General features: G+C 74.3%; 13 protein-coding genes. 11 read left to right on the top strand and 2 right to left on the bottom strand.

All coding sequences use genetic code 11. The features are described 5' to 3' along the window. Positions 1–482: 482 nt before the first annotated feature. Complete coding sequence (locus tag ABD234_RS11900; RefSeq protein ID WP_038370829.1) at positions 483–1394, top strand: SDR family oxidoreductase; 912 nt, start codon at positions 483–485, stop codon at positions 1392–1394. A 79-nt stretch (positions 1395–1473) separates the two neighbouring features. Continuing rightward, positions 1474–3705 (top strand): catalase, encoded by a 2232-nt coding sequence (locus tag ABD234_RS11895; RefSeq protein ID WP_344356429.1) that lies wholly within the window; start codon positions 1474–1476, stop codon positions 3703–3705. Between the two features lie 334 nt (positions 3706–4039). Here the strand turns inward: ABD234_RS11895 and ABD234_RS11890 are convergent, their stop codons facing one another. Further along, entirely contained in the window at positions 4040–4516 is a 477-nt protein-coding gene (locus tag ABD234_RS11890) for a hypothetical protein (RefSeq protein WP_051486506.1), read from the bottom strand. A 284-nt stretch (positions 4517–4800) separates the two neighbouring features. On the opposite strand from ABD234_RS11890, the gene ABD234_RS11885 reads away from it, so the two are divergent. The 8 genes from ABD234_RS11885 (at position 4801) to ABD234_RS11850 (ending at position 12279) form a co-directional block, all read left to right on the top strand. Further along, positions 4801–6042 (top strand): benzoate/H(+) symporter BenE family transporter, encoded by a 1242-nt coding sequence (locus ABD234_RS11885; protein ID WP_084148250.1) that lies wholly within the window; start codon positions 4801–4803, stop codon positions 6040–6042. 116 nt (positions 6043–6158) lie between these two features. After that, entirely contained in the window at positions 6159–6602 is a 444-nt protein-coding gene (locus tag ABD234_RS11880; RefSeq protein WP_344356425.1) for a hypothetical protein, read from the top strand. After that, entirely contained in the window at positions 6599–7189 is a 591-nt protein-coding gene (locus tag ABD234_RS11875) for a hypothetical protein (protein ID WP_344356423.1), read from the top strand. Before ABD234_RS11880 ends, ABD234_RS11875 begins: the two co-directional genes overlap by 4 nt. Before the next feature lie 178 nt (positions 7190–7367). Then, on the top strand, positions 7368–8339 hold the full coding sequence (locus tag ABD234_RS11870) for an ABC transporter substrate-binding protein (RefSeq protein WP_344356421.1): 972 nt from the start codon (positions 7368–7370) through the stop codon (positions 8337–8339). Next, positions 8336–9346, top strand: a complete 1011-nt coding sequence (locus ABD234_RS11865) for an iron chelate uptake ABC transporter family permease subunit (protein WP_344356419.1) — start codon at positions 8336–8338, stop codon at positions 9344–9346. The genes ABD234_RS11870 and ABD234_RS11865 overlap by 4 nt, the downstream gene beginning before the upstream one ends. Then, entirely contained in the window at positions 9343–10491 is a 1149-nt protein-coding gene (locus ABD234_RS11860) for a FecCD family ABC transporter permease (RefSeq protein ID WP_344356417.1), read from the top strand. The genes ABD234_RS11865 and ABD234_RS11860 overlap by 4 nt, the downstream gene beginning before the upstream one ends. Beyond that, on the top strand, positions 10484–11377 hold the full coding sequence (locus tag ABD234_RS11855; RefSeq protein WP_344356415.1) for an ABC transporter ATP-binding protein: 894 nt from the start codon (positions 10484–10486) through the stop codon (positions 11375–11377). The genes ABD234_RS11860 and ABD234_RS11855 overlap by 8 nt, the downstream gene beginning before the upstream one ends. After that, positions 11374–12279 carry a siderophore-interacting protein gene (locus ABD234_RS11850; RefSeq protein ID WP_051486505.1) on the top strand — a complete coding sequence of 302 codons (906 nt, stop codon included), beginning with the start codon at positions 11374–11376 and terminating at the stop codon, positions 12277–12279. The genes ABD234_RS11855 and ABD234_RS11850 overlap by 4 nt, the downstream gene beginning before the upstream one ends. Positions 12280–12284: 5 nt before the next feature. Here ABD234_RS11850 and ABD234_RS11845 read toward each other — a convergent pair whose 3' ends face one another. Continuing rightward, positions 12285–13160 (bottom strand): alpha/beta hydrolase family protein, encoded by an 876-nt coding sequence (locus ABD234_RS11845; RefSeq protein WP_344356412.1) that lies wholly within the window; start codon positions 13158–13160, stop codon positions 12285–12287. A 172-nt stretch (positions 13161–13332) separates the two neighbouring features. Between ABD234_RS11845 and ABD234_RS11840 the strand changes: the two genes are divergently transcribed. Beyond that, on the top strand, positions 13333–13935 hold the full coding sequence (locus tag ABD234_RS11840; RefSeq protein ID WP_344356410.1) for a TetR/AcrR family transcriptional regulator: 603 nt from the start codon (positions 13333–13335) through the stop codon (positions 13933–13935). Positions 13936–14392: the final 457 nt, after the last annotated feature.

The raw sequence follows: 14392 nt of genomic DNA, 5'->3' as shown, positions 1-14392 counted from the left end.
GTGGACGGCGCGGTGCTCGGCGCGGAGGGGGCGGCGGCCGGTGGGCCGCGGATGCCCCGAGCCGCATCGGCTCCTCGGGCGATCCCCTCCTTCCTAGCATGCGCCGCCCCGTTCCGCGAGGGTCCGCGGTCCCGGGCCGGTGACCTCCACCGGCGCAGAAGACCTGCAGGTCGCAGGCACGCGCTGCCGAGGCCGCGCGATCTTCCGACCGCTCGGTCGAGGTTCCCGCCCCTCGACCGATCGGTCGAGCCCGACCCTTCCCCAGGGCGCCGATGTGTGCTTACGGTGAGGTCATCGCAGGGTCGGCGGAGACACCGGGACCGACCGCCGGAGCCCCGCGACGCACCGCCGTCCGGGCCCCCGGGCCGGCCGTGCGGAAGCACCGTTCAGGACGCCCGCCGGCGGCACGATCGCCCCGGCGGCAGCGTCGAGAACCATCGGCCGGGACCCCCGCGCCGAGAACCATCGAAGGAGCGAGAAGGATGAACACCTCCGCACAGTCCACCGACCAGCTCACCTTCTGCGACCCCGTCACCCGATTCCCGGAGATCACCCCGCCGAAGCAGGATCAGCCCGAGCCCGGCCTGGACGCCGAGCTGATCCCCGGCACCGACCGCGGCGAGGACAGCTACCGCGGCACCGGCCGTCTCGAGGGCCGCCGGGCCCTGATCACGGGCGCCGACTCCGGCATCGGGGCGGCCGTCGCGATCGCCTTCGCCCGCGAGGGCGCCGATGTCGCGCTGAACTACCTCCCCGCCGAGGAGGAGGACGCCCAGCACGTGGCCGGCGTGATCCGCGAGGCGGGCCGCACCGCCGTGCTCATCCCGGCGGACCTCATCGACGCCGAGGCCTGCCGCGAGGTCGTCTCCCGCGCCGTCGAGGGGCTCGGCGGCCTGGACGCCCTGGTCAACAACGCCGGCAAGCAGATCGCGGTCGAGAAGTTCGAGGACCTCACCGACGAGCAGTGGACGCAGACCTACACCGTGAACATCACGGCGATGGCCCGCATCGTCCGCGAGGCGCTGCCGCACCTGCCGGCGGGCTCGACCATCGTGAACACCACCTCGATCCAGGCGTACTCGCCCTCCCCGCACCTGGTCGACTACGCGTCCACGAAGGCGGCGATCAACAACTTCAGCAAGGGCCTGGCCCAGCAGCTCGCGCCGCGCGGGATCCGCGTGAACGCCGTCGCCCCCGGGCCGATCTGGACGCCGCTTCAGGTCTCCGACGGCCAGCCCAAGGACGCCCTGCCCGAGTTCGGGAAGTCCACGCCCCTGGGGCGCGCCGGGCAGCCCACCGAGCTCGCCCCGGCGTTCGTGTTCCTCACCTCGCCGGAGTCCAGCTACGTCCTCGGCGAGACCCTCGCCGTGACCGGCGGGAACCCCACCCCCTGATCGACCGTCCCGATCACCCCTCCACGGCGGCCGTCGCGCGCACTGCGCGGCGGCCTCCGTGCCTCCGGAAGGACACCCCATGGCCGACGACGCCCACGACTCCTCCTCCCCGACCCCTCGTGATGCCGCGCCGCCCGCCGCGGCGCAGCCCGACGAGGCACAGCCTGCGGGCTACCGCGTCCCGCCCCTTTCCCAGGAGGGGCGGACCCTCACCACCTCACAGGGCCTGCGCCTGCGCGACACCGACCACAGCCTGCGCGCCGGCGCCCGCGGCCCCTCCCTGCTGCAGGACCATCACCTGCGCGAGAAGATCACCCACTTCGACCACGAGCGGATCCCGGAGCGGGTGGTGCATGCGCGCGGCGCCGCGGCCCACGGCCATTTCGAGAGCTACGGCACCGCCGCCTCGCGGACGGTGGCGGACTTCCTCGCCCCGGGGCGGGTGACCGAGGTCTTCACGCGCTTCTCGACGGTGGTCGGCTCGCGCGGCTCGGCGGACACCGTCCGCGACACCCGAGGCTTCGCGACCCGCTTCTACACCCGCGAGGGCAACTACGACCTGGTCGCGAACAACATCCCCGTGTTCTTCATCCAGGACGGCATCAAGTTCCCCGACATCATCCATGCCGCCAAGCCCCACCCCGACCGGGAGATCCCGCAGGCCCAGAGCGCCCATGACACCTTCTGGGACTTCGTCTCCCTGCACACGGAGGCGCAGCACCACGCGATCTGGCAGATGTCCGACCGGGCCGTCCCCCGCTCGTACCGGATGATGGAGGGCTTCGGCATCCACACCTTCCGCCTGACCGACGCCGAGGGCGGCACCTGCCTGGTCAAGCTGCACTGGAAGCCGCTGCTCGGCGTCCATTCCCTGACCTGGGAGGAGGCGCAGATGCTCGGCGGTGCCGATCCGGACTTCCACCGCCGGGACCTGGCGGACGCCATCGACGCCGGCCACTTCCCCCGCTGGGAGCTGGGGATGCAGGTCCTCCCCGACAGCGCCGAGGAGATGTTCGAGGGGATCGACCTGCTGGATCCCACGAAGCTGATCCCGGAGGAGCTCGCGCCCGTGCAGCCGGTGGGCCTGCTGACGCTGGACCGCAACCCCACCAACTACTTCGCCGAGACGGAGCAGGTCGCCTTCCATCCCGGGAACCTGGCGCCGGGGATCGACGTCACCGACGACCCGCTGCTGCAGGCACGGCTGTTCTCGTACATCGACACGCAGATCACCCGGTTGGGCGGGCCCAACTTCTCGCAGCTGCCGATCAACCGCCCCCATGCGCCGGTGGACGACATGCTGCGCGACGGCTTCGGCCAGCAGGCGGTCCACGAGGGCATCGCCCCGTACTCCCCGAACAGCCTGGACGGCGGATGCCCGATGACCGCCGGCGCCGACCCGTCCGCCTTCCTGGACGTGCCGGCGCCCGTGGCCGGGTCGGTCCGCGAGCGCCGGGCGCCCGCCTCCTTCGAGGACCACTTCAGCCAGGCGCGCCTGTTCTGGCGATCGCTGACCGCGCTCGAGCGGGACCACGTCGTGGCGGCCTATTCCTTCGAGCTGGGACGCTGCCGCGAGGTGGCGGTGCGCGAGCGCCAGGTGCAGTGCCTGGCGCGCATCGACGCCGAGCTGTGCCGCCGGGTCGCCGCGGCGCTCGGGCTGCCGGCCCCGGAGGCCGAGGAGCCGCCCGCCGAGGACATGCCGCCCAGCGCCGCGCTCTCGCAGCTCGGGGGCCGATGGCCGGTCGACGGCCGGGTGGTCGGCGTGGTCGTGGATCCCGATGTGCTGCCGCGCGACCTGGAGGCGACGCTCGCGGAGCTGGAGACGGCCCGGCTGCGCCCGCTGATCATCGCCCCGCAGGGCGGCGAGGTGGTCGGGCGCCCGGTGGATCGCACCTTCGCCACGGCCCAGACCTTCGAGCTGGACGGGATCCTCCTGGCCGGAGCGCCCGCGGCGGCGGTCGATGCCCGCCCGACAGTCGACGCCCGGGCCGGGACGCCGGTGACGGGCGCCGCGGCCGTGGTCGACGGCGCCGGTCGTGCGGTGGCCAGCGCGGTCGATCCGCGGGTCATCGCCCTGGTGCAGGGGTGCTGGCGCCATGCGAAGCCGATCGCCGCGTGGCAGGACGGCGAGCAGGTGGTCGAGGACAGCGGCGTCGCCGGGCGCCTGGCGGGGCTGGACCCGAGCGGGGCCGGCAGCGGCGCGGCGGCCGGCGTGGTCATCGCCGCGGACGGCCTGGCCGCCGCCGAGGCCCTGCGGGACCTGCTCGCCGAGCATCGCGTCTGGACCCGGTTCGAGCCGGCCGCGAGCTGATCCCGGGGGGGCCCGGGAGTGCCCGTGAGGGCCTGTGAGGGCCCGTGGAGGGAAGGACAGGGCCCGCGCGCCCCGGATCTCCGGGGGGCCGGGCCCTGTCCTTCCCGGGAATTCTGGGCGGGCACGCAGATCCTTGTCAGGAAAGAATCTTCATTTCTTCTCCCGCGGCACACGGGTATTTCTTCTCGACGCGTCCGGCCAGATTATCTGGCCGGTCGTCCATCGGTCATGTCTTTCATCGCCAACCGGCGCCCCACACACGCCCACGCACAGCGACAGCGGGCGCAGGCGCCGTGCGCCTGCGCCCGCTGTCGGACGGAAGAGGGGGAAGGGGTCAGCCGCCGCTGTGGCTGTTGCGGCCGCCCTCACGCTTGGCCTCGGTGGACTGGGCGTCGGCGCCCGCCCGGCCGGCCTGGCTCGGATCGGCGGAGTTCTCGTCGCCGAAGCTGCCCGAGGAGGCTCGACCTCCCTGCTGACCGGCCTCGCTGGGATCGGCCGCGTTCTGGGAGCCGAAGCTGCCCGAGGACGCTCGACCACCCTCCTGACCAGCCTCGCTGGGGTCGGCCGCATTCTGGGAGCCGAAGCTGCCCGAGGACGCCCGGCCACCCTGCTGACCGGCCTCGCTGGGGTCGGCCGCGTTCTGCGAGCCGAAGCTGCCCGAGGACTCCTGGCCGCCTTCGTGGCCCGCAGCGCGGGGATCCGCGCCGTTCTCCGAGCCGAAGCTGCCGGTCGAGGCCTGGCCGCCCCTGCTCGCCTGCTGCTCGGTGTCCTCGCGGTTGCCGAACTGTCCGGGGTTGTTGGTGTCTGCCATGGAGATCAGATCCTCTCATCGAGTCGGTCGATCTTTCCCTGGAGCAGATGCTCCACTTCGAGACTAAGCACGACCCTCCGGGCCGCACAACCCCCATGGCGACCCCGCAATCGGCATTCTCCGTTATCCATCCGTGACCAGCGATGATCATTTTTCGACCACATGGTCGTCCCCGCGGTCCCGGCGCACCTCGACCGCACGGTCGGGCGGTCGGGGCGAGGCGGGGCGGGGCCACGCATCGGACCGCCGCGCCGCACCGCGACCCCGATGCCTACCGTGGGGCCATGCCCGCCGAGTCCCGCCCCGCTCCCCCGCCCGTCGTCCCGGAGACGTCCTCCGGCGGGGCTCCGGGACCGGCCGGGTCGCTGCTGCAGCCCGTCACCGCGGGCCTCGTCTCCGCGCTGGTGGCGTTCACCAGCTCCTTCGTGGTCGTGCTCAGCGGCCTCGAGGGCGTCGGCGCGAGCCCCGCGCAGGCGGCGAGCGGGCTGGTGGCCGTGAGCGTCCTGATGGGGCTGGGGTCGATCGTCCTGTCGTTGCGCACGCGCCTGCCGATCACCGTCGCGTGGTCGACGCCGGGAGCCGCGCTGCTGGCGACCACGGGCGCGATCACCGGGGGCTGGAGCGCCGCCGTCGGCGCGTTCCTCGTGGTCGGGGCGCTGATCATGCTCACGGGGATGGTCCCGCAGCTGAGCCGTCTGATCTCCCGCATCCCCACCTCCATCGCCCAGGCGATGCTCGCCGGGGTGCTGCTGCAGCTGTGCCTGGGCCCGGTCACCGGCCTGATGGAGAATCCGCTCGGGGTCGCGCCGGTCGTGGTGGTGTGGGCGCTGGCCTCCCGCTTCGCCCCGCGCTGGGCCGCACCGCTGGCGTTCCTCACCGCGACCGCCGTCATCGTGGTCTCGATGGCGTCCTCGGGCACCGGCCTGTCCCCATCGGCGCTCGTGCCGCGGCTCGAGCTCACGGCGCCCACCCTGTCCCTCGGCGCCCTCGTGGGCATCGCGCTGCCGCTGTACCTGGTCACGATGGCCTCGCAGAACGTCCCGGGGGTCGCGGTGATGAAGGGCCTGGGCTACGAGGTGCCGTGGCGCGCCTCGATGCTGGTCACCGGCGCCGGCAGCCTCCTCGGCGCCCCGGCGGGCGGTCACGGCATCAACCTCGCCGCGATCAGCGCCGCCCTGGCGGCCGGCCCCGAGGCCGGTCCTGATCGCGACCGCCGCTGGATCGCCTCCCTCACCGCGGGCATCGCCATGGTCGTGCTGGGCCTCGCGGCGACGGCCGCCGCGCAGCTCATCGCGGTCGCTCCGGCGGGGGTGATCGCCGCGGTCGCGGGACTGGCGCTGATCGGCACCTTCGCCTCGGCGCTGCGCGGCGCCCTCGCCGATGCCTCCGAGCAGCTGCCCGCCGCCGCGACCTTCATCGTCGCGGCCTCCGGCATCGCCGCGTTCGGCGTCAGCGCCGCGTTCTGGGCGCTGCTGAGCGGCCTCGCCCTGCACGGCATCCTGCGGCGGCGCACGCCCCGCCCCTGAGCCGCCTGCGCGCCGCACCGGCGTGGCCGGGCGGCGCGCCCCGCTCCCCCGTGCGGGGGAGCCGATTCCCCCGCCCCGGGGAAGAGCACCGGCCCGGCGCACCGCAGGCTCGAGGCATGACCTCCTCACGCACCATCCCCAGCTCCTCGCCCTCGACCGCCGCCTCCCGGCCGCCCGCCGACGCGCTGACCGTCGCAGCGGCCGTGTCCCTGCTGATCATCTGCATCCTGCACACCGTGGTCTTCGCGATCCATCCCTGGTGGGGCGCCTGGCTCGCCGGCCCCTTCCGTACGGGATCGATGCCGGCCGAGGCGATGGTCCCGTTCTGGGGACTGCCCGGCGGATTCGTCGTGCCCGGGGTGCTGTTCGCGCTGCTCGTGCTCGAGGTGGGGCGGCGCGGCGGCACCGTGCCCGGGTACGTCGGCGCGGTGCTCGGGATCTGGGCCCTGCTCTGCATCTGGATGGTGGGTCCGAGCGGATTCGTGATGGTCCTGGTCCCCTCGGCCCTGCTGCTCCTGGCACGCCGGCGAGCGCGCCGGGCCGCTCGGGACGCGGCGTGACCGCCGCGGCGGAGCGGCCGGGTCCCGGCATCGTGCCGACGCCGGGACGGGCGGTCCGCGCGGCGGCGGTGCTCGGGGCGCTGGGCCTGCTCGCCTTCGCGGCGGTGAACGTCTCCTTCGAGGCCGGGGATCGCTTCGCGACCGGCTCGACGGCCGCCTATGCCGACGGGCTCTCCGTGATGAACTGGCTGGTCGTCGCACTGAAGCTGCTGGGGGCCGCCCTCCTGCTGCTGTCGCTGCGCACTCCCTCCCGCGCCGGCGGATCGGCCCTGACGACCCTGCTGCTCTGGGGCGCGTTCGCCGTCTTCTCGCTCTACGCGCTCGGGTCGATCGGGGAGGCGATCGCCATGCTTCTCGGCTGGGCCGGCGGGCCGGGGCGGATCGATGCGGCCGGCATCGGGTACCTCCTGTCCATGACGGCCTTCGCGGGAGCCTTCGGGGCGACCGCGGTCTCCTGCTCCCGTCGCACCGGCTGGCGCCGCGCGCCGATCGCCCTCGGCGTCCTCGGCGCACCGGTGCTGCTGGCCGGGATCCTCGTGCTCGCCCCGGCGCTGCTCGTCGCCCTCGGGGTGATGCCGGCGCTGTGACCCGGCCGGTCCCGAGCGGCGGGGTTCCCGCGGGAACGCCGGTGGGGTGACGCAGGTCGCGCGTGCCAGGATCCGGACCGCGCGCACCGCATCGGCACGGTTGGTTAGCCTTACCTAAGGCCAGTGGCTCTGTCGTGCCCGGGCCCTGCCGACCGACCCCTCACCGAGAGGCCTCGCCGTGACCGTCCGTCCCCTCCGCGTGCCCCGCCGCACCGCCGTCCTCGGCTCCGCCACGGCGCTGGCCGCCGCCCTGATGACCGCCTGCTCCTCCGGCTCCGCCGAGACCGAGGCCGCAGCCGGCGGCGGCGCGGCGAGCGACGCCGGCGGAGCCGCGGGCGCCACCCGGTCCGTCGTCCACGCCCGCGGGACCACCGCGGTCCCCGAGGATCCCCAGCGTGTGGTCGTCCTCGAGCCGCTCGAGCTGGACACGGCCGTGGGCCTCGGCGTGACGCCGGTGGGCGCCGCGGTCGCCGGCAACATCACGACCCTGCCGGAGTACCTGGGCGTCACCGGCGTCGCGCCCGTGGGGACCGTGCCCGAGCCGGACCTGGAGGCCATCGCCGCCCTCGCACCCGACCTGGTGCTGGGCACCGAGACCCGCCACGCGAAGCTCTACGACCAGCTCGCCTCGATCGCGCCCACCGTCTTCATCGCCGACCACGCCGCGCCGTGGCGGGAGAACATGGGCCTCATCGCCGAGGCGCTCGGCAGGTCCGAGGAGGCGGCCGATCTGCTGGAGGCCGTGGACGCCCGCAGCGAGGAGATCGCCGCCGAGCACGCGCCGTCCGGCACCACCGTGAACATGGTGCGCCCGCGCGACGAGACCACCCTCTCCCTCTACGGCCCGACCTCCTTCGCCGGCAGCCTGCTGGCGAGCGTGGGGCTGAGCATCCCCGAGCGCGAATGGGCCGACGCCATCCAGAGCGACATCTCCCCCGAGAACATCCTCGAGGCGCAGGCCGACCTCGTCCTGGTGACGACGACCGACGTCGAGGACCCCACCACCATCCCCGCCGCGATCGCCCAGAACGCCGAGGCCTTCCCCGACGTCCGCCTGGTCGACACGAGCTGCTGGGTCTCCGGCGTCGGTCCGGTGGGCGCCCAGAGGGTGCTGGACGACATCGAGGCGATCCTCGCCGACCGCTCGTGATCCCCCGGCACCGACGGCCCCTCGGCGCCGCGGCGCTGCTGCTGGGCGTGCTGATCGCCGTCGCCCTGTCCCTCGCGCTGGGCGCGAATCCGCTCCCCCTCGCCCTGATGTGGGACACGCTGCAGGGCGGCGGGACGGCGGAGTCGCAGTTCGTCCTCGGCACCCGCAGCCCGCGGACCCTCGCCGGGATCCTCGCGGGGGCATGCCTGGGCGTGGCCGGCGCCCTGATGCAGGCCTTCACCCGCAACCCGTTGGCCGATCCCGGGATCCTCGGCGTCAACGCCGGCGCGGCGTTCGCGGTGGCCCTCGGCGTCGCGCTGCTGGGGCTGGACCACGTCTCCGCCATGGTCTGGCCGGCCTTCGGCGGCGCCCTCGCGGTGACCGTCGCGGTCTACCTCATCGGCTCCTCCGGTCGCGGGGCCGCGGATCCCGTGCGGCTCACCCTGGCGGGCGTCGCGCTGGGCGCCGTGCTCTCCGGGGTCACCACGGGCCTGACGCTCTCGAACCCGGAGGCCTTCGACGCGATGCGCGGCTGGCACGCCGGCTCCCTGCTGGGGCGGGGCGGGGAGGTGCTGCTGGGCGTGCTGCCGTTCGCGCTGATCGGCCTGATCGTCGCCGCGCTGCTGGCGCCGGGGCTGAACGCGATCGCCCTCGGGGAGGACGTCGCCCGGGCCCAGGGCGCCGACGTCCGGCTGATCCGCCTCGGCGTGGTCGTCGCGGTGACCCTGCTGGCCGGCTCCGCGACCGCGATCGCCGGCCCGATCTCCTTCATCGGCCTGATGGTCCCCCACGCCGCCCGCTGGGTGTTCGGGACGGACCAGCGGGTGATCCTGCCGGTCTCCGCGGTGCTCGCGCCGCTGATCGTCCTCGTCTCGGACGTGCTCGGGCGGCTGCTCATCGCCCCGGCGGAGGTGCCGGTCGGCATCGTCACCGCCTTCGTCGGCGCGCCGGTGCTGGTGCTGCTGGCCCGGCGCCGCCGCGCCCGCGGGCTGGGGGCCCTCCGGTGAGCGCCGGCCCGGACCTGGCCCGGCGCCCGCTGCGCCGCGCGGAAGGACGGCTGCCCCTGCGCCGCGGGCCGATCTCGCTGGTGCTGCGCCCGCGCGCCCTGATCGTGGCGGGCATCCTGCTCGCCGTGATCTGCCTGCTGGCCGTGGTCGCCCTGGGGTCGGGCACCTACCGCCTCGCCCCCGCCGAGGTGCTCGAGGTGCTGCGCGGCGGCGGGCGGCCGATGGACCGCACCGTCGTGCTCCAGTGGCGCCTCCCGCGCGCCGTCGCGGCCGTCGCCCTGGGGGCCCTGCTGGGGATCTCCGGCGGCCTGTTCCAGACCGTCACCCGCAACCCCCTGGCGAGCCCGGACATCCTGGGCCTGGCCAACGGGGCCTTCACCGGCATGCTGCTCACCCTGGTGCTGGTCTCCTCCTCCTGGCCGCTGCTGAGCGCCGGAGCGGTCCTCGGCGGGGCGGCGACGGCCCTGCTCATCTGGGCCCTGGCCCGCACCGGCGGGGTGCAGGGGTTCCGGCTGATCGTGGTGGGCATCGGCGTCTCCGCGATGCTGGCCTCGCTGAACACGTGGATGCTGCTGCAGATCGAGCTGGAGACCGCCATGTTCGCGGCGGCCTGGGGCGCCGGGACCCTCAACGGCCTCACCGCGCCCCCGGTGATCGGCGCCGTCCTCTGCGCCGTCCCGCTGCTGGCGGTCCTGGCGGTGCTCGGCCCCTCGCTGCGCCAGCTGGACCTGGGCGATGACATGGCCGCCGCCTCCGGGGTGCGTCCGGCGCGGGTGCGCAGCGCGGCGCTGCTCATCGCCGTCGCCCTGGTCTCCCTCGCGACGGCCGTGATCGGCCCCGTCTCGTTCATCGCCCTGGCCGCCCCGCAGATCGCCCGGCGCCTGGCCCGCGCGCCGCACCTCTCCCCGATGCTGTCCGGGATGACCGGCGCCGCGCTGCTGCTCCTGTCCGATCTGGTGGCCGAGCATCTGCTGCCGCTGCTGGCGCGCACGCGCGAGGCCGTGGCCGCCGCGCTGCCCGCCCTGGCCGCGCACCTGCCCGCCGGCCCCGCTCCCGTCCCGCTGCCGGCCGGTGTGGTCACCGTGTCCGTCGGCGGGCTGTACCTCGTGCTGACCCTCATCCAGGAGATCCGTCGCCGTGCCTGACCGCCTTGCTCCCCCGGCCTCCGCCGCCTCCCGGCTCTCCGCCGAGGGCATCGCCCTGACCTACGACCGCACCGAGGTCATCTCCGAACTCTCGGTGCACATCCCCGACGGCCGCTTCACGGTGATCATCGGCCCCAACGCCTGCGGGAAGTCGACCCTGCTGCGCGGCCTGTCCCGCCTGCTGGCCCCCGCACGCGGGCAGGTCGTGCTCGACGGCCGGTCCATCTCCCGCTACCCGGCGAAGGAGGTCGCGCGCCGCCTGGGACTGCTGCCGCAGAGCGCCATCGCCCCCGAGGGCATCACGGTCGCGGACCTCGTCGCCCGCGGCCGATACCCGTACCAGCACCTGGTGCGGCAGTGGTCCCCGCAGGACGAGCGGGCGGTCGCCCGCGCCCTGGAGGACACCGCCACCACCGAGCTCGCGGAGCGGCAGGTCGACGAGCTCTCCGGCGGGCAGCGCCAGCGGGTGTGGGTGGCGATGGTGCTGGCCCAGCAGACCGATCTGCTGCTGCTGGACGAGCCGACCACCTACCTCGACGTCGCGCACCAGATCGAGCTCATGGAGCTGTTCTCCGACCTGCACGCGGCCGGACGCACCGTCGTGGCGGTGCTGCACGACCTGAACCAGGCCGCCCGCTACGCCACCCACGTGATCGCCATGCGCGAGGGGCGCATCCTCGCCGAGGGCCCTCCGCGCGAGGTCATCACCAGTGCCCGGGTCGAGGCGGTGTTCGGCCTGCCCAACGTGGTGATCGCCGATCCCGTCACCGGCGGGCCGCTGGTGGTGCCCCGAGGCGGCCGCGCCCCGAGCACAGCGCCCCCTGACGCCGTCCACGGCGAGGTCCCCGCGGCTCCCGTCCCCTCGGCCGCCGGGGAGGGCCGATGAGCCCGCGCGCTGTGCCGGCCCGCCCCGGACCGCCGGCATCGGATGCGGAGGCGGAGCGCCCCTGGGAGTACAGCGCCTTCCCCGTGACGGTGGCGCGGGCCGAGGCGGTGAGCCCGGCCTGGATGCGGATCACCGTCACCGGCGAGGCGCTGCAGCACTTCGCCCCGTGGGGCCTGGACCAGCGGATCAAGCTGGTGCTCCCCCTCCCCGGCGGCGGCATCGCCGACTTTGGCCTGCTCGAGGAGCCCACGCCCCACCCCTCGCACTGGTACACCCGGTGGAAGCAGCTGCCCGAGGGCGATCGCAACGTGCTGCGCACCTACACCCCGGCCGCGATCCGCCCGCAGGCGCGGGAGCTCGACATCGACGTGCTGCTGCACGACCCGCCCGGCCCCGCATCGCGCTGGGCGAGGTCGGCGCGGCCCGGGGACGACCTCGTCATCACCGGCCCCGATGCCCGCGCCGGCTGGACCGGGTACGGGCTCCACTGGAAGCCGGAGCGCCCGGTGCAGCGGGCCCTGCTCATCGGCGACGAGACCGCGTTCCCCGCGATCCGCGGCATCCTGGCCTCCCTGCCGCGGGGAGCGCGGGCCGATGTGCTGCTCGAGCTCTCCGACCTCCGCGACGATCTGGTGAGCCCGTCGGCCCCAGCCGGAGCCCGGATCCGCCGAGCGCTGCGCGACGGCGCCGGTCCCGGCCGCCGCCTCGAGGAGCTGGTGCGGGAGTGGACGGCGGAGCACGGGGACGGTCCCGCCCAGGATCCCGGGCTGTCCGTGTGGATCGCCGGCGAGACGGGCGCGGTCGCCCGGATCCGCGCCCACCTCACCCAGGACGCGGGCATCCCGAAGGCACAGGTCGCGTTCCTCGGCTACTGGCGCATCGGCGGGGCACTGGTCGGCTGAGCCGATCAGAACGGGCAGGTGCTGCGCACCTCGCTCACGGCGATGCCGGTGCTGGGGCCGGGGCACACGAACCGGTCGTAGCGGGTGTCGTCGTCGACGAAGCGCTTGAGCCAGGCGATGCTCGAGCTGGCGATCGTCGTGTCGGAGGTGTTGGGCGCGAAGTGCGAGGCGCCGCGCAGCTCGATGTAGGCCTTCTGGCCGTCGTCCGGGAGACCCTCGTAGAGGGGCTCGGCGTGCGTGCGCACGGGGGCTACGGTGTCGTTCTGGGCGCCGATGACGAGCATCGGGGTGCTGACCTCGGGGAAGGTCTTGTCGGTGTTCCACGGGGTGAGGCCGATGGCCGCCTGCAGGGCGGGATCGTCCTTCGCGGCCTCGAAGGTGCCGCCGCCGCCCATCGAGTGGCCCATCACGGCGAGGCGCTCGGGGTCGATGCGGCTGCGCACGTCGCTGGAGGTGGTGAGGTAGTCCAGGGCGGCGAGCAGCTGGTCGCCGCGGGAGGAGGGCTGGTCGTACCGGGAGGTGGTGTCGATCGTGAAGACGACGAAGCCCTGGGACGCCAGCCGCGGCCCGAGCCACGCCATGCTGCTCTGCGAGGCGGTGTAGCCGGGGGCGATCGCGACGGCGCCGAAGGTGCCGTCGGCCGTGGAGGTCGGGTAGTAGATCGTCCCGCCGCCGAATCCGCGCACGGAGTAGGAGGGGACGCGCGTCTGGGAGACGTCGTAGCTGCCGCGCGTGGCCTCGATGCTCTGCTGCGTCGGCTCCGGGCCGCGGGCGTAGGGGTTCTCGTCCGCCAGGGCGGCGCTCTGGGCGAAGACGGTGGAGGCGAAGAGGACGGTCAGGGCCGCGAGCCCTGAGCTCAGTCGGGTGAGGGATGTACGCATGGGGTGCTCCTGGGTCGGGAATGCGTTCCGCCGGTTACTCTACCTAGTGGTAGAGCTATTGAGGAGACCCGTCCCCGAGCGTCGTCCCGGCCGCCGTCGGAGCGCTGCGGCCCGGGCCCTGGCCGACGGGCCTTCGCCGCCCGCGCGGATGCTGAGGTGGTATACGAGAGGGATGAGCGAACAGGTGGATGGCCGTCGACGCCGGTACGAGCACCGGCGCGGGGAGATCCTCGAGGCCGCGACGGCGCATGTCCTCGAGCACGGCGTGCGCGAGCTGTCGCTGCGCAAGGTGTCGCAGACCGTCGGGATCAGCCATGCGACGCTCCTGCACCACTTCCGCACCCGGGACGAGCTCGTCGCCGAGGTGGTGGACCAGGTCGTCGCCCGAGCCCTGTCCGTCCCCTCGCTCGACGAGGCGGATCCTGATCCGCTGCGCACGCTGTGGGACCGGGCGACGGCCGACGGCGGCTCGCCGTACGTCCGGCTGTTCCTCGAGCTGGCCGGCATGTCGATGTTCGGTACCTCGCCGGTCCACGAGGCGCTCGTCCGCTCGATGCGTGCGCGGATCGCAGCGCTGGCCGATGGACTCGTCCGCGCCGGCTGCCCGCCGCGTGATGCGGAGACGCACGCCACATGGATCCTCGGCGCCCTGCGCGGGCTGATCAGCGATCGGTTCGTGACGGGGGACACGGCGCGGGTCGATGCCGCCTTCGAGGAGCTGCATGCCGACGTCGCGCGACGTGCCGCGCAGTGGCGCACTGCACAGAACTCGTGACGCCGACGAGCCCCGGCCCGACGACGGAGACACCCTCGCCGACGCCCGGAACGGCACGCAGCGGCCTCAGAGCGCGGACGGTTCCTCCCCTTCGGCTCCTCCCCTTGGGCGCCGGCTGACCACAGCACGGCCGGCAGGGCGGACCCTCCGAGCACGTTCTGCACCCGCAGGGCAGGACGAGCATCGATCACCCCTCTCCAGCTCGCCGACACGTCACCCCGGAGCGTGGGCGAGCGCCGGGTCGCACCGGCCCGAAGAAGGACCCTGGAACGCGAAAAAGCCCCGCTGCACGATCGGCAGCAGGGCAAAACGGAAACGGGTCTGGGGAATGACGAAGCGGGTGACACCCGGTCCTCGACCTGCGCGCCTCCCATCGGGTGGCTGCGGCAGGGAGGACACCATGGTGTCACCCGCTCCGTACTAGAAGAATGTCCGGCGGCGTCCTACTCTCCCACAC

The organism is Brachybacterium phenoliresistens (genome assembly GCF_039530785.1).
Classification (GTDB): domain Bacteria; phylum Actinomycetota; class Actinomycetes; order Actinomycetales; family Dermabacteraceae; genus Brachybacterium; species Brachybacterium phenoliresistens.
This window is presented reverse-complemented; position numbering and strand designations above follow the sequence as displayed.